Here is a 24,928-nt window from a genome sequence, read left to right as displayed (position 1 = left end):
CAAAGATACCTATGAAAAGAATAATGTCGCTTATTTTTGCTCTGATCATATCATTACTATCCTTTGCCGGTACACAGCAACAGGACATTAGATACCATAATATATCCATGCAGGACGGGTTGCGCTCAAATGCAGTCCGAAATATTGTCCAGGATAAATTCGGGTTTGTATGGCTTGGAACTGATAATGGACTATGCAGATATGACGGGACAAGCGTTCATTATTATACTATCTTACAACAGGGTACTGATCAATATATATCAGCTCTGCAGAATACCGAAAATGGATTGCTTGTAGGTACTGCTCATGGTGCATTTTTGTTTGATTATAAGTCTGAGACATTTATACCGTTTGCAAAAGTATTGAAAAAGCTGATAAACCATTTCACGTCTGATGCCGACGGAAACATCTGGATAGCAACAATGGGGCAGGGAGTAGCTAGATACTCTCCCAAAACAAAGACTTCTCGCATCTATCAATTTAAAGCTAATAAGGGAAATATTTCACAGGTGTTTGTAGATAGTCGCAATCAAATTTTCGCTATATCCAATTGGGGTAAGTATTATATTTACAAACTAAATAAAGCCACTAACGAGTTTGTACCTTTAAATACACGAGGTGGCAATTATGGGTCTTTAGCAATAACAAAAGCTTATGATGGAAGTATTCTGTTAGGAACATGGGAAAATGGTTTATGCAGAATAAATGATGACGGCAGTATCGAGACATTGCTTGATCCGTCTATATCAGGAACAGCACATCATATACATACCCTTTTCGCACAATCTTCACAAAGTGTACTTATAGGTTGTGACGACGGTTTGATTTCTTATAATCCTCAAACTGGTGAGTGGCATGTTGTGAACGAGCATGCAGAAGAACGAGCATCTCTAAGTGAGAGGTTTATTTATTCTATTATGCGTGACAACGAAGGAGGATTATGGTTTGGTACATTTTATGGTGGAGCAAATTATCTTTCGCCAGTTGGAGAGCGCTTCTCAAACTATACGTGCCATGGCAAAGGAAATGGTTTCTGCGGAAATGTCATATCGCGCTTTTGTGAAGATAATAATGGTAGCCTTTGGATAGCAAGTGATGATGGAGGACTTAGTCGCATGTCTGTTTCTACTCATCAGATTGTTCCATATCCAGGAAGTTCCGTACTTTCTAAATATAATGTTCACGCATTGTGTAATGATGGTAAATATTTATGGATAGGAACATATACAAACGGAATAATACGTTTGGAAAAGTCTACTGGCGCAATGAAGAAATATACACAGCAACAGGGACTTTATGGCAGCAGTAGTTATGCGATATATAAAGACCATAATGGAAAGATATGGGCTGCTACAATGGAAGGTATAAATCTGTATGATCCGGTAAAAGATTCGTTTCATAAAATATGTGCCACAGAAATACTTACCATTGATATTAAAGAGGATAAAAATGGATTTATGTGGTTTGCAACTCAAGGTGGTGGAATCATAAAATACAATGTTGCCACAAAAAAAATCAAGATATATCGCCATAGTAAAAGACTGGGCTCAATACCTTCTGATCAGGTGAACTGCATCCATATAGGTGAAAACGCTCAGATTCTTATTGCCACATCAACCGGTATTTGTAGCTATGACCAGAAAACTGATACATTCAATCCTATACCTTTAAATATAGATATAAAGGATGTTGGAAGTATCATAGAGGATCAGGGAATTTTGTGGATATCAACCACACATGGTATAATAAGATATGTAAAGGGAGAGGGACAGCAGTTGTTTAACCGCTATGATGGTCTTTATTCAGAAATCTTTCAACCTAATGCGGGTATTAAGACATCAGATGGATGTATATATTTTGGAACAACAAGTGGCTTCGTTGGTTTCTATCCATACCAGATAAAGGCAAACAATATTCCGCCAGCTGTATATATTACAGGATTTGAACTCTTTAATAAACCTGTTGCTGTGGGCGATGAAAGATTGTCTGAATCGCTTAACAGTATAAAGAAATTAAACTTGTCGTATAAGGACCACATGTTCAGTCTCTCGTTTGCAAGTTTAAGTTATTGCAGTCCTGAGAAAAATCAATATGCCTATATGCTTGATGGATTTGACAAGGAATGGAATTATGTTGGCAATCAGCATAAAGCAACATATACAAATATACCTGCCGGAACATATACTTTCAGAGTTAAGGCAACCAACAATGACGGGTTGTGGAGTTCAAAAGAGGCAACGCTTCTTATTGTTATTCATCCACCATTCTGGTGGACTCTGCCTGCAAAGCTTATATACATTATATTGATATTAGCGGCAATATATTTCAGTATGCAGTATAAACTGAAAGGTGCAGAAAACAAGCATAAGGAGGAAATACGCAAGTTAAATATTAAACAGGAAGAGGATACACGTAAGGCAAGGCTTAACTTCTTTACAATGATAGCCCATGAAATTCGCACTCCTGTTACTCTTATTATAGGACCATTAGAGAATATTAAAAATGAATCATGCGAGAAGTTCTCTGCTTTTTATTCTCAATTGTCTATTATTGATCGTAATGCACACCGTCTGCTCGAACTTGTAAATCAATTATTGGATTTTAGTAAGGTTCAACAACAAGGTCTGCTTGTTAATTATGATTCGTGTAATATTGCCGAACTGTTAAGCTCTGTTGCTGAGAGGTTTGCTCCATCTTTTCATCAGAAGGGCATTTCTTTTTCAGCTACATATCCACCTAAAGATTTTGTAGCTGTAATAGACCGTGAGGGAATAACTAAGGTTGTAAGCAACTTGATGTCTAACGCGCTTAAATATTCTCGTTCACTTGTAAAACTTGATGGCAGTGTAAATCCTGTCGACAATACGTTTACTATTGTGGTTGAAGACGATGGAGAAGGAATAAGCAAGACTGACTTGAAACGCATCTTTAATCCTTTCTTTCAAGCCAGCGACAACAAGCCTGGAACTGGTATCGGTTTGAGTATTGTTAAGCAGATAGTAGAACAGCATCATGGAACGGTGAATGTAGTGTCTGAAAAGGGAAAAGGAGCTAAGTTTATCATTACGTTATCTGATGTGATAAATGAAAAAACAGATAAAGAAACGGTAACTTGTGAAAGTATATCACAGGAAGACACGAATGCTGATAGCTATCAAAGTGATGAATTAGACAATAATATGCCGTCAAATATAAGTGACTCTGCTCCAACGATGCTCATCGTTGATGATGATCCAGATATGCTGACTTTCATATCATCTAATTTTGCTAAGTCATATACTTTGTTTACAGCTCAGAACGGCGTTGAGGCTTTGGAAATATTACATAATAAAACAGTTTCACTTATAGTCAGTGACTGGATGATGCCAGAAATGGATGGTGCTGAACTGTGCCGAAGAATACGTAAAGATTATACAATAAGTCATATACCTTTTATCATGCTTACGGCAAAGACGGATAATGATTCCAAAGCAGAAAGTATGGATTGTGGTGCTGATGCATATATTGAGAAGCCTTTCTCGATGAAATATTTAGAAGCTTGTATTCGCAACATGATAGAAATGCGTCATTTGCTTATGCAGAAATTCTCAAGTCTGCCATCTGAACCAATTTCTAGAATAGCAAATACAACGGTTGACGACGAATTTCTTACACACATGAATGCTATTATTGAGGACAATATATCTAATACAGAACTCAATGTAGCGTTTCTTGCTTCTGAACTCGGAATAAGCAGAAGCGGACTGTTTGCAAAGATAAAGGCTTTGGCTGATGTTACGCCGAATGAAATGATACAGGTGATAAGACTTCGCCGTGCAGCTGTACTTTTGCAACAAAACAAGTATCGTATAAACGAAGTGTGTTACATGGTGGGTTTCAACAGTCCAAGCTATTTCACGAAGTGTTTTCAAAAACAATTCGGAACGAAGCCGGGAGAGCATTTGGTATAGATATGCTAATAAATATAAAAGGCTTCTTTGTTTTATTTAAAAATAAAACATTATCTTTGCATGGGTGAATAAAATTATACCAATGAAACGCTTATATATCTTTCTTATTTCAATGTCTGCTTTCATCTCTACGTTTGCACAGCCTGCTTTCGTTGATAAATGCAATATGTCTTATCTAAATATGCTGAGCGGACTTCCAAGTAATTTTGTTGACGATATATATAGTGACAGTTTCGGCTTTATATGGATTTCCACTCATGGTGGTGGACTCGTAAGATATGATGGATTCTCATATCGTTATTTTGGAGTCGGAAGTGATGGAATGTCACTAAAGAGCAATACTTGTCATAATGTTGTTGAAGATAGATTTCATCGTCTTTGGATCAGTTTCGAGGAATGCACAGAAGTGCTAGACCTTAAAACAATGCATTCGATTGTGCCTAAGAGTAAAAACGATGAATTAAAGCGCATTATGAGCCAAATGTCTGTAAAGGTGTATTGCGACAGTAAGGGGTATATTTGGATTGTAGAAAGAAATGATATATGCCGGGTTGAATTTGATGAATCCGGAGATGTAAAAGATATTATTAAATTCGGATATACCAACAATACTCCTGATATTGCGATTACCGATATAAATAATGATGGTTCTGTTTGGGCTGCTATTGATGGAGGATTATATCGGCTTGTGGTTTCAAATCATGAGATTGTGCGCATGGACATTTCGCCGACATTCAAAGATCTTCCGGGAATATATGTTACGTCTATTTTGAATTATCAAGGTAGTATATGGATAGGTACAAATGTTGGGCTGATGAGATATAACACGCTCAACAGACAAGTTAAGGTATATAAAAACACAATAGGAGAGAAGTCTCTTTCTCATTCTTATATAGCAGCATTGGCATTGTCACCAGATAATCATTTGGTTATTGGAACACTTTGTGGTGTAGACATGTATAATCCCGAAACTGATGATTTTTCACATTGGAACATGTCAAGCAAGGTGAATCCATTGAGTAGTAATTTTATTAATTGTATTTATTCACTAAATGGATTTTTGTGGGTTGGAACCGAGACTGGTGGTATAGCGCAACTCGCTCCAAGACAGTTGAGACTTGAAAACTTTATACATACAGACGAAGCAGCGAGTTTGTCTCCAAATGCTTTAAACGCAATGTATGTAGAGCCAAATGGTACACTATGGGCTGGAACTGTTGAAGGCGGTTTGAACAGAATGGAAAGAGGAAAAAGCTCTTTTACGCATTTCACGACTTCTAATTCTGCATTATCCCACAATAGTGTATCAACTCTTGCTGTTGACGGAAAGCGTAGACTATGGGTTGGTACTTGGGCTGGAGGTCTTAATCTTGTCGATCTAAAAACTCATCGTACTGTTTCACGTCTTAATGTGCCTCAGAAATATAAATCATTGCTTAACTTTATCGGGGCTTTGGCTTACGATAAGTACAATAACATCATGTGGATAGGCAGTAATGATGGTATATTCGCTTATGATATTAACACGAATACCGTATTTGATCCTTTTAATGGCAATCGTGATATACGAGGTGCTATCGGCTCTATTGTTGACAGATATGGTTATCTGTGGATAGGATGTGTTACTGGTGTTGTTAAAATCAATTTGAAATCACCTGGAAGGCGCTGCCATAGATTTAACTATGTTCATATTACAAATAAACTTGATGATTCAAAGAGCGGAATAATAGATAAGCTATGTGCTTTTTGTCAGACTCAAAACGGCACGTTATGGTTAGGTAGTAATGGATATGGACTATATAAGCGCATCATAGATAAGAATGGACATGAGATTTTCAAGGCATATACATTAAGGGATGGATTGGCAAACAATTCTGTTAAGGGCATTGTTGAAGATAATAATGGCATGTTGTGGATAACAACGGAAAACGGTCTTTCGCAGTTTAATCCTAAAACAGAGACGTTTACAAACTATTCTGCAAATGACGGATTATTGTCTTCACAGTTCTATTGGAATTCTGCTGTGAAATCGGCTGATGGAATAATCTATCTAGGAAGTGATAAAGGATTAACGATATTGAAGGGTGATAACTCTGATGCTCTTTACAAGGGGCATTTAAGGTTTACCAGACTCATGGTTGACAATGAGGAGATATATGCAGGAAGTCGTTTCTTGGATGAAGATATATCCATTGCTCATGAAATAAATATCAGAGAGGGTGATAAGTCATTGTCAATTGATTTTTCTTCGCTCAACTATGGTAATGAGAATCGTGGAGGTTACTATTACCGTATGAAGGGATTTGAGGATGATTGGATTCCTTTGAAACCAGGAGAACATAGCGTCAGATACACAAGTCTTCATTCAGGTAGCTATCAGTTTGAAGTGAAATACTCTTCAGCTGTTACGAATGGAACGGGAGATGTTATTTCAATAGATGTGAATGTGGCTCCTTATTTTTGGAAGAGCTGGTGGTTTGTTTCTATATTACTTTTGGTATTGACAGTGCTTGGCAAGTATGTTTATGAATGGCGTATCACAGAGTTGCGTCGACGTGAGGCAGAAAAGCTGATGCGTCCGATAGAAGAAGCCATAAGGGAGAGTGACGAACCTAATAAGTTGCAGTCGCGTATAGAGGATATCCTTAGCAATCAGCGCAAGTTCCATGAAAGTAAGATAAAGAGTTTTGAGGCTGATAAGGAAGAATTGAAACTGAACAACAAACCGTTTATTGATGATGTGATTGCTATTTTGGAAAAGAACTATATGAATTCTGAATTTGGTGTAGGAGAACTCGCTGATGAAATAGGCATGAGTAGGGCTGTGCTTAGTCGTAAACTGTGTGCAGATACCGGACTTCCTACGAGTCAGTTTATTCGTAATTATCGTCTAGGAATAGCCAAAGATATATTAATAAAGAATCCTGGCAACAGAAATATCACCGAAATAGCATATAAGGTAGGTTTTAATGATCCTAAGTATTTCACTCGCTGTTTCACTCGTCAGTATGGTTCATCACCAACTACCTATAAGAGCGAATAATATCTTGCGCAAGTTATAATAGGGATTATTGCATGTTCTATTGAAATCATTGATGCCATTGTAACAATTAAAGACAGATTCTCCTTTATTTTTGGATTATACAAATAGGTTAAGAGCAAAGCCTTAATCATTCATGGCAGGCCAACTCCTAACAATCAGTAAATGAATTTCCCCGAAAGTAAAGTAACTTTCGGGGAAATATTATAGTAGCAATTATTTTTTCCTTAATGATTAGGGAAATAATCTTTGCAAGTTCTTACTGTATTGATGCCTGATATATTTTCTCAATGGAGTCTTTTAGCATCTTATTAAAGTCTGCATCAGACTGACTGCTGCTTAAACCTTGTAACAATGCTCTGGAGAAGCTAGCAATCATTTTGTGATTATGAGCAAGCTTTTCACATGCCTCATCTTGTGAATATCCACCAGACAACGCAACGACACGTACAACATGAGCGTCAGCCATCAAGTCAGCATAGAAGTTGTCTATGCTCGGAATAGTTAACTTGAACATGACTTTCTGATCCTTACCTAATGCTTCCAGAGCCTCTTTGATATATTTCTTAAGGAGTTCTTCACATTTGGTCTTTTCAGGAGCATGAATGTCTACTTCAGGTTCAATGATAGGAACAAGATCGTAGGCAATGATTCTTTTGGCAATTTCAAATTGTTGGTCAACAACTTTTTTAATACCTTCTTCATTTGCCTCTTTGATCACAGAACGCATCTTTGTACCAAAGATATGTCTCTTTTGTGCCTGTTCCAGTAGGTCATCCAATTCTGGCATTGGTTTCATCACCTGTACACCGTTTTCTAAATCAGCTAGTCCCTTATCTATTTTCAGGATAGGAACAACTTTCTTTTCTTCCCAAAGGTAATCAGCGGTATATTTATCGTCGATCTTACGGTTCATCGTATTCTCAAACAGAATGGATGCGATGATTCTGTCACCTTTGAAAGCAGGTGCTTTGATGACTCTTGTACGCATCTGATGAACAAGCTGGTACATTTCTTCTTCAGTAGTCCACGCATCTTCACTAACGCCATATTGCTTCAAGGCTTTTGGTGTACTGCCACCACTCTGATCAAGTGCGGCAATGAATCCTTTAGCGGATTTCATTTGTTTTAATTGAATTGCATTCATAATTTTATATTTTAATCTTGTTATTTTAAAACACAGAGCTTTTTGTTATTTGTCTGTTTGCAAGTCTGGCATCTCTGTTTATTTCGCCAGTCCTTGTTTGGCAACAGCTTCCTGTTTGCGCTTGATTTCTTCTGCATTGCCCAAGTAGAAGTCTCGAACAAGTTTTAGGTTGTCATCAAACTCAAAGACATAAGGAACTGCTGTCGGAATATTCATGTCACTAATCGCTTCATCAGAAATACCTTTTAGATGTTTCACGATGCCACGCAGACTATTACCATGGGCAACGACCAGAATATTGTCAACCTTCATTAGTTGAGGAAAAATTTCACATTCCCAGTAAGGCATAACTCTTTCTATCGTTTCTTTCAGGGATTCCGTGTCTGGAATATATTCAGGAGGAATAGAGGCATAACGTAGGTCGTGTCGCGGATTATCCAAATCGTCTTTTGACAGAGGCTGGGGAGCGATTTCAAAACTTCTGCGCCATATATGAACCTGTTCGTTCCCATATTTTTCAGCTGTTTCGCTCTTGTTCATTCCTTGCAGAAAACCATAATGCTTTTCGTTCAGTCTCCATGATTTAAAGACAGGAATCCAGTCTTCATCCATTTTATCCAGAACACAGTTGAGTGTTTTTACAGCTCTCTTTAAATAAGAGGTGTAAGCAACATCGAAGGAATAGCCTTCCTTTTTTAAAAGAGTTCCTGAATTTTCAGCCTCTTCAATACCTTGAAGCGACAAGTCTACATTTGTCCAACCTGTAAATCGGTTTTCTTTATTCCATTGGCTTTGACCGTGTCTAATCAATACTATCTTTTTCATACCTTTACGAATTAAATAGAATTATACTTAAACAGGCCGAAGAAAATTCTTCAGTTTTATTCTTGGTAGTAGTAGCCAAAGTATGAAGTTATCTCTGACCTGTTGGTAAAGATAGTAATAAATTTAATATCCAACTAATTTTTGATGGTTTTTAACTATTTGATGATAATAAAAAAGTTGAGTACAAAGAAAAGTTTTTTCAATGCCACTAATGTCACTTTGTCACAAACCCTTTGTTTATAAGGGATGAGCGAGTGACATTAAGTGACATTATCGGGGCAAAAGTGACATTAAGCCCTAGAGTGCACCTATTTTTTGCGTTTTTTTAGCTACGGAGCTATGGCATCTATTTCTGTTTATATAATGTACGTGCATGCATAGGGTTTTGAAAAATATAAGCGTCGAAGAGTCAACTTAATGAATATCAGTATTTTATCGACGAATTTGAGTAAATAAAGTGACGATGATCTGACAGTCAAATTTCAAGTTTTGCATGCGTTTCCATATAGAAACAGTTCCGTTTCTATATAGAAACGCAAACGTTTCTACGATGTTTTACCTCCTATTCCTTCGTAAAACGCAGTGCGTTTTACGAAGAAACGCACTCCAAAACATCGTAAAACGCATTGAATTACTTCGTAAAGTGCAATGCAATATGATGAAAATTTTCCCCCATATTTTACCGACGAATACCCGTTACTTTATTCTACCCGAAAGAAGTTCTAATAAATTGATGCTCAACGGATAGACACCACGACACTTGTATTTTTCAAAACCCTAAGTGTGCGCGTGCGCACGCATGTGTATTATAATGTGTAGCACCACAGTAATTAAAACTTTGGCTAACTATCTAACCTAAATCCAATTGCATGGACAAAAAATTTGCAGTATCTTTGCCGAGAATTCAGCGGGATTCGTCAGAACATTTAAACAAGCTTGAAGATTCTGCTCTCGTTTACTGCATCTATGTATACATCCTCAGTACCTCTGATGCAACCAACAGATCTTTCTCTTTAACTGGATTTATAGAGAATATCACTTTCTAAATTGACGAAGAATCAACTTCATAGAAATCTTTCTACATTCTTCTCTTTTCGTCGTTTCCTGCACCAGTTCCCTTATATCTAGTGTGATATTCATTGAAACTATAGGTTATTGTCATTCCTATGGAGTGATCGTGGAGATTAGATTTATTTTGGGTGATAATATGTTCTGAATATAGTTTGCGATTCATACGCTGAGTATTAAATATATCATTTGCATATACATTTACGCTAAGGGCTTTGTTGAAGAATGATTTGTGTATAGAAAAGTTTGTACCCCAATATGGTCTGCCACTAAAGAATCCATCATCACCATAGCTATCAAAAATTGTTGCAATTATGGCAGAAAATGAATTGGATATCTTAAACATGTTTTTTACGTTTAAAACGATGTCAGGTTTGTTAAGATTCACACTAACACCGTGTTTCTTAGAATCCATGAACTGCTGATTATACATTGCTTCAAATGTAGGTTGGTACCAATCGAATTTAGGAGACATGATTATTGAGAAATTTATGTTTTGCTTGTGTGGATAGTTCATTAAAATGGCATAGTTAATTTCCTCACCTTTATATAAATAGTTTCTCCACATTATAGCATCCTTTATGTAGGAGTATCCGGCAGAAATATTAAACCATGAAAATGTCATTGTTGTTTCTAAATTGCGTATTATACTTTTGTTAAGTGATGGATTTCCACATTCGTATTCGTATTGGTCATCATATAGCTTATTATCTTGTAATTGCCGATATGTAGGAAGTACTGTTTTTTCTTCATAGTTGATTTGGAAACCACATTGATCTTTATTCCATGAAACTGATATTGACGGAAACCAATTACCATAACAGCGTGACAAGTCATTTTGTTTAACTCCAAAAGAGTAATAGTTAGAGACTAAATATTCGTATCGCATGCCGATATTGAAATTCCAGTTATTTACTTGTTTCTCAAATTCAGCAAATCCTGCAATATTGTTTTCTTTTATATTGTTTTGCGAATTGTCTACATATCCTTCTTTAATAGTATATTCACCTGATGATTTAGTATGGGTGAGTTCTGTTCCCCAGTTAATTGTACCGATATTCTTTAATGAATAATTCATCACTAATTTTTCTGCTATCATACGGTTGGCATTATTCGAATGCGTGTTTGTCTTCCTATTTTCAGATTCTTGGTTAATTTCTTCGGTGTGAGTATCTATGCTATTTTTATTACTATAATATGAACTATTAAAATCAATACCAATGTGACCAATCTTTCCTACATAATATAGGTCGATTTCATTATCAGGTCCATATTGGGCATTGTAGTTATCAGTTATAGCTATAGTATTTTCTTTTATGTTATTGCGCAGAATATCGTAAGTTCCATTTTTATTGCCATGCCTAAAAAGATCATCATCTAGTGTATATGACAATCCTATTGAGTTCTCTTTATCTATATCATAGTTCATGCCTACTTTACAAGAAATATTAGCAAATCTGGTGTATGCGCTGAAAATTTCGTTTTTTTGTAGCTGATAGTCATCAAATAACATCTTTGTTTGTGTATTGCAGTCTTGAATAAAATTATTGTTACAAAAAAACATGTCAGTGAATAATTCTAGACCTTTCTTTTGATAACTTAACGTAAAGTCGTTATAGCCACTGGTCTCGCTGTTATTTGAAATGTCAGAACTGTTATTTATGCTTATTCCATTTGTTTGTTTTTTGATGGTCTTAATGCGAATAACAGACTGAACAGTTGCACTGTATTCTGCTCCAGGACTTGTTATGACATCTATGCTTTTTATTTCATCTGATTTCAAACGTGTTAAGTCGGTAGCGTTATTCACCTTTTTGTTGTTGATATAGATATCAGCTTCACCTTTGGCAAATACACTAGCTTTTCCGCTTTGCTTGTCAAAACTAACTCTTGGTAATAGTGCTAGCAATTCTGATGCTGTGCCGACATTACTGAGTAATGAATTCTCAATGTTTATGGTCATGCCACCCTTTACCATTTTATATTGAGGTCGGTTTGCCTTTATAGTTACTCCCTTTATGATCATTTGAGCAGGGTGTAACTGTATAGTGCCTATATCTGTGTTGGTATAAGTCTTTTTGAAAGTTTTGTATCCAACATAAGAAACGCTTGCTATTACTTTTTTAGCATCGCATGGAATAGCAAAGTATCCGCTTTCATTACTTACGCCGTTGCCTATAATAGTAGAATCTGCCGTTGATAATAATGTGATGTTGGCAAACTCTGCGGGTTGATTATTCTCGTCAATAATGCGACCTTTATACCTATTGCTCGTCTTTTGTATACATTCTACAAGTAAGGAGTTTGATATTTGGCTCATCTTTATAGGATAAAAACCTATTAATTGCTGAATGGCATCGGTAACAGTCATGTTGTGTATGTTAGCAGTTACTTTGAAGTCTTCAAGTTCATTATATATGAAATTAATAGCATATTTATTTTGTAAGCTATTTATATCTTCCAATGCTTTTGATATTGGCACATTCACATATTTCTTGTTTATTCTTTGTGCGTATATTGGACAAGCCAATGCACAGATTATAATGATTATTAGTTTTCTCATGATTTTATTCTACTTTATTATCAAGAGTCTTAGAGAAGATATCGCTTACAATATCTTTGCATTCTTCCTCATCATATATGATGGATTTGGCAAGATTATACATCTTCTCGTAGTATCGCTTGAATATTCTTTCTATATCAGTTTTTGGCTTCATATAATAACTATACAGTTCAGAAAGTTAGAAAACTAAGCAAAACAATGTTTTTTTTCATTTAGTTCTAAAAAAAAAGTTTAGTAAGTCTGTGTCTAGTATAAACAGTTCCTTATTTTTATATTATGTGCAAAGATAAAGCTTTCTAATTAATATATAATATGAATCTATTAAAAAAGTTTTTTAATTATTTGCTTTCGTTGGGATACTCTTAAATGATAGTTGTAATGCTGAGAGAGAATAATAATTTTTAATGATATAATGTCGTGTGAATGCACAGTTTTTATAAAATAACTTCTTGTATTTTAACTAAAAGTACAAGTAAACAAAGCCTTTTAGTAATGTTGGATAAATTTAGCAAATAAGCCTAAATACATATTTGTCCACCTAATAGATTGATTTGTCCACCATGTATTTTTACTCTTTATCTATATTTGCGACATTAATTATCATAAAATCTATTAACATTAATAACTAAAAACAATTAAAATGAGAAAACATTTATTCTCAGTGATGCTTGTTCTGAATTTTATGGGAGGCCTTATAGTAAGCCCTTTACCCATGGTCGCTTCAGTAACACAGACAGAGATCATTCAGGTCAAAAGTCGTGTTGTAGACCAAGATGGACAACCTCTTATTGGTGCAACCGTCAAAGTGAAAGGTTCCAATGTCGGAACTGTGACGGATCTTGAAGGTGCTTTTCAATTAAATGTTCCTGCTAATGCTATTTTGTCAGTGAGCTATATTGGTTATAAAGATAGCCAGATTGCTGTTCGTGGTCGCGCTATCATTGACCAAATTCAACTCACTTCTAATGACTTGACGCTTAATCAAGTTGTTGTTGTCGGCTACGGAACACAGAAAAAAGCAGACCTTACAGGTTCTGTTTCTATCGTAAATGCAGAAGAGATGAAGAAGGTTTCTAACTCAAACATCTCTACAATGCTTGAAGGTAAGGTTCCTGGTGTTCAGATTACAACAGATGGTCAACCTGGTGCCGATCCTACTGTAAGGGTACGTGGTATCGGTTCATTTGGAAGTACAGCCCCTCTATATGTTATAGATGGTGTGCCTATGGGAACTTCTATCCGTGACTTCTCTCCTAATGACATTGCCTCAATCCAAGTACTTAAAGATGCCTCTGCTGGTGCTATTTATGGTTCGCGTGCAGCTAATGGTGTAATTATCATTACAACAAAGAATGGTCAAAAAGACCAACCATTGAAGGTTGGATATTCTGGCTACTTTGGTGTTGATAAAGTTTCAGGTGGTGTTTATGATGTGATGAATTCAGATCAGTATAGTAATTACCTTGGTAAAGCATGCGCAAACTCTAACACAGCTCTACCTGGAGGTTATAGCCTTGATGCAAATACCGGTCAATACCGTTTTATGGATAATACCAATACTGATTGGTTCAATGAGGTATTTAAAACAGGTATCCGACAGAATCATAACGTAAACTTTAGTGGTGGTAGTACTAGTAGTACTTATAATGTAGCCCTTGACTACTTCGAGCAGAAGGGTACGCTTGAAGGTGCTGGACCAAACTACAAGCGTTACAACGCACGTGCCAACAATACTTTTGAAACTAAGTTTATTAAGTTCCGTACCAGTATGGTTTACTCACATTCAAGCCAAGACAATATGGGACTTTCTAATGCTTCAGAGTATGTTCAGGGATTGTATGGTGATGTAACCAACGTATTGCGTGGAACATTGTTGATGCAACCAACTATTAAGGCTTATGACTCATCTACATGGGTTCTTGACGATAAGGTGGGTTCTGCAAGCAACTATAATTATGATGCATACGGTTATGGTGTATATTATGATAATATTCATGGTGATATATCTGCATCAAACCCTCTATTGGTAAACAATCTGCTAAAGCGTAATACTGTAGTTGATCGCTTTGTTGGTACAGCTTCTGCTGATGTAGACTTATTAAAGATGATTGGTTTGGGCAATAAAAACCACCATCTGAATTATAAGATTAATCTTTCATACAGTAATACACACGCTAAGGACAATACTTGGATATCTGCATGGATTCAGAGTAACCGTGTTTATCTAGACAAGAGTAATGAACGTCTTACAAAAGGTGAGCGTACATACAATGATGCGTTGATTGAGAATACTCTTACTTATGATGGTAAGCTAGGACTGCACAACATCAACCTTGTGTTAGGTCAGACATACGAAGAGGAAAATTCAAATATGCTAACAGGGTGGGGCGTAAACTTCTCTGAGCCTTACTTCTTGCAACTTCAGAATGCAGCCAAAACATATTCTTCATCTTATGAATATAAGCATGCTTTAGCTTCTTATATTGCTCGTCTTAATTACAACTATGATGAGAAATACCTGATATCTGCAATCATCCGTCGTGATGGTAGTTCACGTCTTTCTAAAAATATCCGTTGGGGAACATTCCCTTCTGTATCTGTAGGTTGGCGCTTTGACAAGGAAAAATTCTTCCCAATCAGTCACGATATCGTAAATATGTTTAAGGTTCGCGCCAGTTATGGTGTACTCGGTAATGAGAATATTGGTGAGTACCAATACATGGCTACGATGAATCGTAACAACATGACTTACAGTTTCAACAATACCGCTGTTACTGGTTCTGCCATATCTACTTATGTAAATGATAATATTGCATGGGAGAAGAAGAAAACTACCAATATAGGTATTGACCTAGCTATGTTTGATAATCGCGTTGAGTTTACTGCAGAGTGGTACAAAAACCGTTCAGAGGATTTGTTATACGGAGTTCCTGTTCCTGCACAAGCAGGTGTTTCAAACACAAGCGTTACAATGAATGCCGCTTCTATGGACAACAGTGGTTTTGAGTTCTCTGCCACATATCGTAACCATGATAACCCATTGAAGTATGATATCAGTGCCAACCTTAGTACACTGAAGAATAAGGTTACTTCTTTAGGTTTCGGAACTAATTCATATATCTCAGGTTCTTATGCTACATACGTAGGTCATGAAGTAGGTCAGTTCTATGGTTGGGTTTACGAAGGTATTGCACGTACGCAATCAGATTTGGATAATCATGCTACACAGCAAGGTGCCAACGTAGGCGACTGTCTTTACAAGGATGTAAGTGGTCCAAATGGCACTCCTGATGGTAAAATTGATGCTTACGATCAGGTAGTCCTTGGTAGTGGTTTACCAAAGATAAACTTCGGTTTGAGTGCGCGTCTTGAATATAAGAACTTCGATTTGACTATTTCTACTTATGGAGCACTAAACTATCATGTATCAGACGATATTTATAATAGTCTTAATTCATGTTATGGATGGGGAAACAAAGATGTATCAATCTTAAATGCCAATCAATATTCTGCTGATGGTCAGACATACATCTCAAGTGTTCCACGCACTTATGTAACAAACAATGCTTCTTTGGCATGGAATGATCTTTTCAGCTCTCGTAAAATTCAGAATGCTGCTTATTGGAAGATTGCCAATATTGAATTGGGTTACAACTTACCTGGTAAATGGTTTAAAGGTATAATATCTGGTGCGCGTGCTTATATCTCAGCGCAGAATGTTTACACCTTTACCGGTTATCATGGTTACAACGTTGACTATGCTGGCGGAACATTCACTCCAGGTTATAATTACAGTTCTTTCCCAACTCCACATACATATATGTGTGGTGTTCAATTCTCATTCTAACATAATATGTATTTTCAATATGAAACTATATAAAATTTCACTGGCCCTTTTGCTGGGTCTTAGCACATTCACATCGTGCAATGATAAGCTGGAACTGATGAATCCTAACCAGCAGACAACAGGTACATTTGGCTATACAGCCGATGACTTGCAGGAAAGCGTTATAGCTGCTTATAACCATATTCGTATGGAAGGTTCTTACGCTCGTGTAGGCTACACTATTGATGTATGCCGTGGTGATGAAGCATGGAATTCTTCACAAGTATGGTATTTGCCTTTTGACGATCTTAACGAGTCTATTACTGATGGCATCGGTTCGTGGTCTTGGCGTGAATGGTATTATACCATTAATGTATGTAATTTTGTTCTTTCACGTTGCAATAGTGATGATTCACAACTCTCAGAGGCAATGCGTCGCATCAAGGGACAGGTGCTTTTCCTTCGTGGCTTGTCATACTATAACCTTGCTGGATATTATCAGAATCCACCACTTACAACAGACTATAAAGCTTATTCTACGCTAGATGGTCTATATGGCGGTAACAGTACTTTCGATGATGTACTTGATAATGTTGAAAATGATTTTAAGGAGGCTATGACCTTACTTCCTTCACGTGATGAGGGTGGTGTATGGGCTGGCGGTCGTGCCACATGTGGTTCAGCTGCGGGATACTATGCCCGTGCTCTTATGCAGCGCCATAAGTATAGTGATGCTCTTGCTGTATTAAAGGACATTATTGGCAAGAAGTACGGAACATATAAGTTAATGGCAAACTATGGTGACAATTTCCGTGAAGGTTCTGCATATGAGAATAATGCAGAGAGTTTGTTTGAGGTGCAATTCCTTGATTATGGTTCACAGGGTACTGACGATGAGTGGACTCCTGTAAACACAAGTGCTTATGCTACACAGGGTTCTGCTATTGAAAGTAACTTTGGTCCTGGTGCTTATGGTGGATGGGCTGACATCTCTGCTTCACCATGGTTGTATCAACTTTTCAAGGGTGAGCGTACAACAGCTGGCAAACTAGATCCACGCTTATATTGGACTATAGGTACTTATGAGTCTGATTGGGAAGGTTTTGAATATGGTAATACATGTTATACATCTAAACTTACTGCTAAAGACACGGTTGTGACAAACAATAACAACGGTGGTCTGCCTATAGCTAAGTTTACAAACCTGCGTACAGGTCTATATAATAAGGTAGTAACTGGTTTGCATGATGGTATAAATCTTCGTATGATGCGCTACTCTGATGTGTTGCTTCGTGCAGCTGAGTGTGAAAATGAAGTCAATGGTCCTACACAGCAGGCAATAGATTGGATAAATCAGGTTCGTGAACGCGCAAAGCTTGCCGACTTGAAACTTGCCGATTTTCCAAATGCAAATATGCTGTTTGAGCAGATTGCCAATGTAGAGCGTCCAAAAGAGTTTGGTTGTGAGTTTGGTCGTGGGTTCGACCTCCTACGTTGGGGATTCTTCTATAGTGCCGACCGTTTGCAGCAGTTGAAGGAACACGGTACTTTCCGCCGTTCTATTCATCATGCAAAGGATCCTGTGAGCTATTCTAACATAGCTAATGATCCAGAACTTAAGAGTTCTTATGATACTTATGTTCAGGGACACGAGTTCTTGCCTATTAATCAAGATTTGCTTAACAATAATCCTAACCTTAAGGGTAATTCCGCTAATGAGGGAACAGATAACTCTGTCTACTTCAGTCAGAAGGGGTGGACAATACATCCAGTTATAAGTCTAAGCAAATAGAAATAATTTAATACATTTATCTATAAAAGATTATGAAACATCTGAATAAAATAGCATCCATTTTCTGTGGTGCTGCATTTGGACTACTGGCTCTTGCCAGTTGCGAGGGCGGCGACCTGTACAGCGTGAATGCTCCCGACTGGATTTCCCAGAAAATAGACTCAATAGAGAATTCTAAAAAATCAAATGAAGAGGTGTTGGTTGGTATGCAGGAAGACGTGTACACGATTGGTAAGAGTGACTATTCTTCAGGATGGTGGTCTAGCTTCTCTAAGTATTATGTTGTTCCTGACGGACAGAAGTGGAATGCTGTGTTAAACCTAAATCTAAACTCTAGTGATGACACTTATTATAAGAACTTCGCCATTGTCATAACAAATGATGTTGACCGTGGTGGTACTGGATATCAGGAATATGGTGCTTACCGTTTTGATGCTACTGGTGATTCTGCCAAGTATAATTCACAATGGGGAAACCGTCTATATTTCAAGTATACCAACAGTACACAGTTGCTCGCTCCTGATGCCAACAATAAAGATGCCAACGTACATAAACTTGGTGGTAAGGTAACGATAACAGTTGATCGTACAAGCAGTACCGCTTTTAAAATAAAAATCACTAACGGTACAGTGACAAAGACGTATAATCAACCTTTTAAACTGTCTAATCTCAATGCTGATGCTTCTGATACGAATATCCGTTGCTTCCTTGTTCCAGAAGGTTCTTATCTTGATTTCCTGCAGTCAAATATTGTCCCTATAGGTGGACTAACATCTGCTAAGGATAAGGCTCCTGTATCTATGGTGCTTCAGAATATACCTGATGAGGTTACACGAGGTACAACGCTTGATAAGGCAATGGCAAACATATCTGCTGAAGTTACTTTTGAGGAAGGTGTGAAGAAGGTCATTCCTGCTTCTGAACTTTATCTCTCGGCTATTACTGATATGGATGTACCAGGAGAGAAGACACTTGTAGTTATATACAATAAGACATTCAAGGGTGAAACTGCAACTAAACCGATTGTTGCGTATGCAAAGTTCAATGTTGTAAACAGCATTGCATCTATAAAGATTACAAAGGCACCGAGCAGAAGTAATTACTACTTCTTCAACTCTGCAGCAACAAGTGGTCTTACAGATCGCACATTGGCTTTTGACCCTACTGGTATGGAAGTCACTGCAACGTATGCAGACGGAAGTTCTGCTGTAATTGACAATACAAAATTAAAGTTCTCTTCTGTTCCAGCTTCTGCCGGTACTTACAACGTTGCTGTTAGTTCGGCAAATGGAAAAACGGATAATGTACCAGTAACGGTATCTGAATCAGAGTCTACATTTGTAACTCCAACTCCTAACGCTCTTGGAGCAACCGATAATACAGGTGCATGGTGGTCTGTGTTTACAGATAACATTAAAGTTCCTGCCGGTAAAACTTATGCGGTATCATTCACCAATTATAGTAGTTTAGCAAAGAACTGGAATAACTTCGTCACAATACTCCGCAATTCTGCAAATTCTGAATATGCGGTAGTACGTTCTGATAATTATGGTTGGGGTAATGGATATGCTGCATCAAGAAACAGTGGAGGACAGACTGATTGGGCTTCATGGCTAGCTGCTATGAACGGAGCTAATGTCAACGTTTATGTAACCAACTGTAACAATGGTACTGCAGATGTGCAAGCTGTTATGAAAGGTACTGATGGCAACACTTACATTCAGTACTACCTTGGCGTGAATACAGTTGACGTAAATGATTTGTGCTTTGCATTTACCATAGACAGTTGTCATTTGGTATTCAAATCAAGTCTTGCAGCAAGCAAGAGATCTTCTTATCGTAAATGATGATATAAAATGAAATATCTGAATATAATATTGTTGTCATTGAGCAGCCTATGTGCTATAGGCTGCTCAGGTGGCGACACTTCTGAAGAAGTTAAGCCAACACCGACAACGCCAACTGGAGTTGATGAACAGTTAGCAAGTTATGTAGCACCAACATATAATGATGATTATACGTCTATTGCAAGTTGGGATAACCGCAGTAAATGGAATCTTGCTAATGTTCACGATCCTTCTGTGATGAAAGCAGATGACGGTTATTACTATATGTATCAGACAGATGCATCGTATGGTAATGCACATACTGGACATGGACATTTCTTTTGCCGTCGTTCCAAGAACCTTGTCGACTGGGAGTTTATGGGGTCCACTATGTCAAGCCTCCCTTCATGGATTAAGACCAAGCTGAATGAGATACGCTCTAATATGGGGCTATCTGCCAGCACTGTAAATTTCAGTGACGAAACACAGTTTGGTTTTTGGGCACCTTGTGTACGTCGTGTCAGCGCTAATCTGTATCGTATGTATTATGTTATCACAGTTCCTGGTACAATCAATGGTGATAACACGTGGTCGGAACGTGCTTTCATCGGTATGATGGAAACTGCTACACCGTCAAATGTAAGTAGTTGGGTGGATAAAGGATATGTGATAACAAACGCATCAGATAAAGGGCTTAATTTTAATGTAAAGTCTAATGATTGGGCTAATTGCTATTTCAAATATAATGCCATAGATCCCTCATACGTCATCACACAAAGTGGTGAACATTGGTTGGTTTATGGTTCTTGGCATTCTGGTTTTGCCGCAGTTCAGCTTAACTCTTCTACCGGTTTGCCGCTTAATGTACTAGGTAATCCATGGGGTACTGATATTTCTGCTTATGGAAAATTGATTAATACTCGTCAAATGGGAAACCGTTGGCAAGCTTCCGAGGCTCCAGAGGTAGTGTATCATGATGGTTATTATTATATGTTTATGGCTTATGACGAATTGTCTGTCGCATATAATACGCGTGTTGTACGTTCCAAAAATATTGATGGTCCTTATGTGGGCATAGATGGCACTGATGTTACCAATAACGGAGGTGACGCATATCCAATAGTTACGCATCCTTATAAATTCTCAAAAGGTTATGGATGGGTAGGTGTATCACATTGTGCTGTATTCGATGATGGCAATGGTAACTGGTTTTTCTCTTCACAAGGCAGATTCCCTGCTAATGTGGGTGGAAACGCATATAGCAATGCTATCATGATGGGACAGGTGCGCAGCATACGATGGACAGAAGATGGGTGGCCTGTTGTGATGCCTGAACGTTACGGTGCAGTCCCGCAAGCTGCTATAACAGAGAGCGAACTTGTTGGTAATTGGGAACATATCGATCTAAGTTATAATTATGCTAAACAGGATGTTGCAACGACAATGACTCTGGCGGCTAATCATACAGTTACCGCAGGAACATGGACTGGTGCTACATGGAGTTATGATGCCACAAGTAAAGTACTTACAGTCAATGGTGTTAAACTCTATCTACAGCGTGAAGTAGATTGGGAGGCATCTCCTCGTAAAGCTACTATCGTCTATGCTGGTTATAATGCTAAAAAGACATATTGGGGTAAGAAAGTAAACTAAGATCAAGTTTGATATACTTATTTTGAATACAGAAGAATGAAACTAAAATTATTAATTACATGTACGGTTTTGCTTTCTTGTTTTATAACAGTGAAAGCAACCGACGGTATTACATCACCATTTGTGCATGATCCTGTGCTCGCTTATGATGGTAGCCGCTATTATATATATTGTACAGGTCAGGGAATACAGGTGTATTCCTCTGCTGATTTAACCAAATGGCGTGATGAGCCTTCTGTATTTGATTCCCCACCACAATGGGCTATGAAGATGGTTCCAGGGTATAATGGGCATACTTGGGCGCCAGATATCATATTCTATCAGGGTAAATACCATTTGTTTTACAGTTGTTCTACATTTGGGAAAAACCGTTCTGCAATAGGTCATGCAGAGAATGTAACTCTGAATCCCTCTGATGCACGCTATAAATGGGAAGACAAAGGATGTGTCGTTAATTCTGTTCCTGGCAGAAATGAATGGAATGCCATAGATCCTAATATAATCATAGATGGTGAAGGCACTCCTTGGATGACATTCGGATCGTTTTGGAACGGTATTAAATTAGTTAAACTCACTGCTGATATGGATTCAGTGGCTAAGCCTGAAGAATGGTACACTCTGTGTAAGAGAATGAATGATGTTCTACCAGACAGTTTGCCTGGGGATGATGCAGTCGAAGCTCCATTCATTTATCATCGTGGTGGATATTATTATCTTTTTGTATCTTTTGATTATTGTTGCAGAGGATTAAAAAGTAACTATAAAATAGCAATAGGTCGTTCTAAGAATGTAAAGGGGCCTTATCTTGACAGAGATGGTAAGGATATGTTGCGAGGAGGAGGTAATATTCTTTTGGAGGGTGATCATAAGATTTATTCTGCAGTCGGTCACTGTTCTGTTTATGATTTCTCTGGACATACATATCTTTTTGCTCATGGTTATGAAATACATGACAATGGAATGCCGCATCTTGTGAGGAGAGAATTAAAATGGACTAATGAAGGATGGCCTATTATAAATTCTTAAAGATGTTTGAATAGAAAGTTTTAGAAATATCGATTAATCGTATTTTTGACTTGAGTACAAGGGATGATGGGCTGTGAAGTCAACCATCCCTTTTTCATCTTTATAATCCCTTAAAAGAACAATGTAATCGCATAAATATCATGTTATAAATCATGCTTTGTACCTTATTTTTTAAATTGCACAAAAAGCTTATTCTGTGCACAAAGGGGTTGATTTTGTGCATTTTATTTGGTGCGCTTATAAAAAATAAGTAATTTTGCGACCAGCTTTGAAGCAAAATACACAATTATATATAATAATTTATGAAATTGAAAATCGTTGTACTTGCTAAGCAAGTACCTGACACACGAAATGTGGGAAAGGATGCAATGACAGCAGAAGGCACCGTAAATCGTGCTGCTCTTCCTGCTATCTTCAATCCTGAAGATTTAAATGCCTTGGAGCAGGCTCTTCGTTTGAAGGACCAGAATCCAGGCTCAACAGTTGGAATTCTCACAATGGGCCCTCCACGTGCTGGCGAAATCATTCGTCAGGGACTATATCGTGGAACTGATACAGGTTGGTTGCTTACCGACCGCCTCTTTGCTGGTGCTGATACATTGGCTACTTCTTATGCTCTGGCAACAGGTATAAAGAAAATAGGTGATGTTGATATAGTAATAGGTGGTCGTCAGGCTATTGATGGCGATACTGCACAGGTTGGTCCACAGGTTGCACAGAAGCTGGGATTGAATCAGGTTACTTATGCAGAGGAAATAATAAAGGTAGAAGATGGTAAAGCTACAATCCGTCGTCATATTGATGGTGGTGTTGAAACTGTTGAGGCTCCTTTACCAGTTGTAATTACCGTAAACGGAAGCGCAGCTCCTTGTCGTCCATGCAACGCAAAACTTGTAATGAAATACAAATATGCTACTTGCCCTATGGAACGTAAGGGTGACGAGCCTTGGACAAACCTTTATGCTGAGCGTCCTTATCTTACACTTAATCAGTGGTCAGTTGCCGATGTTGATGGCGATGCAGCACAGTGTGGTCTTAGCGGTTCACCAACAAAGGTGAAAGCTGTCAAGAACATTGTGTTCCAGGCTAAAGAGAGCAAGACTCTCACAGGCAGTGATGCAGATATAGAGGAACTTATCACAGAATTATTGGACGAAAAGATTATCGGTTAATAGTAGTAGACTTATGAATAACGTATTTGTATATTGCGAGATCGAAGGCACTACTGTTGCCGAGGTATCTCAGGAATTGCTCACCAAGGGACGCAAGCTAGCTAACGAACTTGGTGTAGAACTTCACGCCGTTGTTGTCGGTACAGGCATCAAAGATAAGGTAGAAAGTCAGATTTTACCTTATGGTGTTGACAAATTGTTTGTTTTTGATGCAGAGGGATTGTTCCCTTACACATCAGCTCCTCATACTGATATATTGGTTAACTTGTTTAAGGAAGAGAAACCACAGATATGCCTTATGGGTGCAACCGTTATTGGTCGTGACCTAGGTCCTCGTGTAAGTTCTTCACTTACTTCAGGTCTTACAGCCGATTGTACACAGCTTGAGATTGGTAGCTATGAAGATAAGAAGACGGGCAAGATTTACGAAGGTCTGTTGTATCAGATTCGTCCTGCTTTCGGTGGTAATATCGTTGCTACAATTGTAAACCCTGATCATCGTCCACAGATGGCGACTGTACGTTCAGGCGTAATGGAGCAAGCTATTTATGACGGTAAGGCAAAGAACGAAGTTGTTTATGCCGACGTTGCAAAATATGTACCTACAACAGATTTCGTTGTAAAGGTTCTCGACCGCCATGTTGAGGCTGCAAAGCATAATCTAAAGGGTGCTCCTATCGTTGTAGCTGGTGGTTACGGTGTAGGAAGTAAAGCAGGTTTCGACCAGTTGGCTTTGCTAGCTAAGGAACTTCATGGAGAGGTTGGAGCTAGCCGTGCAGCTGTTGATGCTGGTTGGGTAGATCATGATCGTCAGATTGGACAGACTGGTTTGACAGTTCATCCTAAGGTTTATATCGCTTGCGGTATCTCTGGACAGATTCAGCATATTTCTGGTATGCAGGATTCTGGTATCATTATCTCTATCAACAATGATCCTGATGCTCCAATCAACAAGATTGCTGATTACATCATCAACGGTACTGTTGAAGAGGTTGTTCCAAAGCTAATTAAGTATTACAAACAGAATAGTAAATAATAAA

Annotated in this window: 13 protein-coding genes; 9 read left to right on the top strand and 4 right to left on the bottom strand. The window is 37.8% G+C overall.

Annotated elements, in window-relative coordinates; all coding sequences use genetic code 11:
• Positions 1 to 11: 11 nt before the first annotated feature.
• Together HEQ28_RS06720 and HEQ28_RS06715 are read left to right on the top strand one after the other, a co-directional pair.
• Complete coding sequence (locus tag HEQ28_RS06720) at positions 12 to 3,950, top strand: hybrid sensor histidine kinase/response regulator transcription factor (protein WP_434504373.1); 3,939 nt, start codon at positions 12 to 14, stop codon at positions 3,948 to 3,950.
• Positions 3,951 to 4,032: 82 nt separating this feature from the next.
• A complete protein-coding gene (locus tag HEQ28_RS06715; protein WP_434504372.1) occupies positions 4,033 to 6,993 on the top strand; it encodes a two-component regulator propeller domain-containing protein in 2,961 nt (986 codons plus the stop codon).
• 256 nt (positions 6,994 to 7,249) lie between these two features.
• On the opposite strand, the gene HEQ28_RS06710 is transcribed toward HEQ28_RS06715, so the two are convergent.
• The 4 genes from HEQ28_RS06710 to HEQ28_RS06695 all read right to left on the bottom strand — a co-directional run bounded on the left by HEQ28_RS06710 (position 7,250) and on the right by HEQ28_RS06695 (position 12,747).
• Positions 7,250 to 8,137, bottom strand: a complete 888-nt coding sequence (locus HEQ28_RS06710) for a fructose bisphosphate aldolase (RefSeq protein ID WP_434504371.1) — start codon at positions 8,135 to 8,137, stop codon at positions 7,250 to 7,252.
• A gap of 78 nt (positions 8,138 to 8,215) precedes the next feature.
• Entirely contained in the window at positions 8,216 to 8,962 is a 747-nt protein-coding gene (gene gpmA / locus HEQ28_RS06705; RefSeq protein ID WP_434504370.1) for a 2,3-diphosphoglycerate-dependent phosphoglycerate mutase, read from the bottom strand.
• A gap of 1,078 nt (positions 8,963 to 10,040) precedes the next feature.
• The gene (locus HEQ28_RS06700) at positions 10,041 to 12,593 is read right to left on the bottom strand and encodes a TonB-dependent receptor domain-containing protein (RefSeq protein WP_434504369.1); all 2,553 of its coding nucleotides are present in this window, start codon (positions 12,591 to 12,593) and stop codon (positions 10,041 to 10,043) included.
• A 4-nt stretch (positions 12,594 to 12,597) separates the two neighbouring features.
• Positions 12,598 to 12,747, bottom strand: coding sequence for a hypothetical protein (locus HEQ28_RS06695; protein WP_434504368.1), 150 nt, complete (start codon positions 12,745 to 12,747; stop codon positions 12,598 to 12,600).
• A 486-nt stretch (positions 12,748 to 13,233) separates the two neighbouring features.
• Here HEQ28_RS06695 and HEQ28_RS06690 point away from each other — a divergent pair, with 486 nt between their 5' ends.
• The 7 genes from HEQ28_RS06690 (at position 13,234) to HEQ28_RS06660 (ending at position 24,924) form a co-directional block, all read left to right on the top strand.
• Positions 13,234 to 16,440, top strand: coding sequence for a SusC/RagA family TonB-linked outer membrane protein (locus tag HEQ28_RS06690; protein WP_434504367.1), 3,207 nt, complete (start codon positions 13,234 to 13,236; stop codon positions 16,438 to 16,440).
• 19 nt (positions 16,441 to 16,459) lie between these two features.
• Positions 16,460 to 18,211: a RagB/SusD family nutrient uptake outer membrane protein gene (locus HEQ28_RS06685; RefSeq protein WP_434504366.1), complete on the top strand. Its 1,752-nt coding sequence runs from the start codon at positions 16,460 to 16,462 to the stop codon at positions 18,209 to 18,211.
• Positions 18,212 to 18,243: 32 nt separating this feature from the next.
• On the top strand, positions 18,244 to 20,058 hold the full coding sequence (locus tag HEQ28_RS06680; RefSeq protein ID WP_434504365.1) for a hypothetical protein: 1,815 nt from the start codon (positions 18,244 to 18,246) through the stop codon (positions 20,056 to 20,058).
• 9 nt (positions 20,059 to 20,067) lie between these two features.
• Positions 20,068 to 21,690 carry an arabinan endo-1,5-alpha-L-arabinosidase gene (locus HEQ28_RS06675; RefSeq protein ID WP_434504364.1) on the top strand — a complete coding sequence of 541 codons (1,623 nt, stop codon included), beginning with the start codon at positions 20,068 to 20,070 and terminating at the stop codon, positions 21,688 to 21,690.
• Between the two features lie 36 nt (positions 21,691 to 21,726).
• Positions 21,727 to 22,716 (top strand): arabinan endo-1,5-alpha-L-arabinosidase, encoded by a 990-nt coding sequence (locus HEQ28_RS06670; RefSeq protein WP_434504363.1) that lies wholly within the window; start codon positions 21,727 to 21,729, stop codon positions 22,714 to 22,716.
• Between the two features lie 302 nt (positions 22,717 to 23,018).
• On the top strand, positions 23,019 to 23,888 hold the full coding sequence (locus HEQ28_RS06665) for an electron transfer flavoprotein subunit beta/FixA family protein (RefSeq protein WP_434504362.1): 870 nt from the start codon (positions 23,019 to 23,021) through the stop codon (positions 23,886 to 23,888).
• Between the two features lie 13 nt (positions 23,889 to 23,901).
• Positions 23,902 to 24,924, top strand: coding sequence for an electron transfer flavoprotein subunit alpha/FixB family protein (locus tag HEQ28_RS06660; RefSeq protein WP_434504361.1), 1,023 nt, complete (start codon positions 23,902 to 23,904; stop codon positions 24,922 to 24,924).
• The last annotated feature ends 4 nt before the right edge of the window (positions 24,925 to 24,928 follow it).

Source organism: Prevotella sp. (assembly GCF_051059605.1).
Taxonomy (GTDB): Bacteria; Bacteroidota; Bacteroidia; order Bacteroidales; family Bacteroidaceae; genus Prevotella.
The sequence above is the reverse complement of the archived record's forward strand: the minus strand, read 5'-3'. Positions and strand labels throughout refer to the sequence as shown.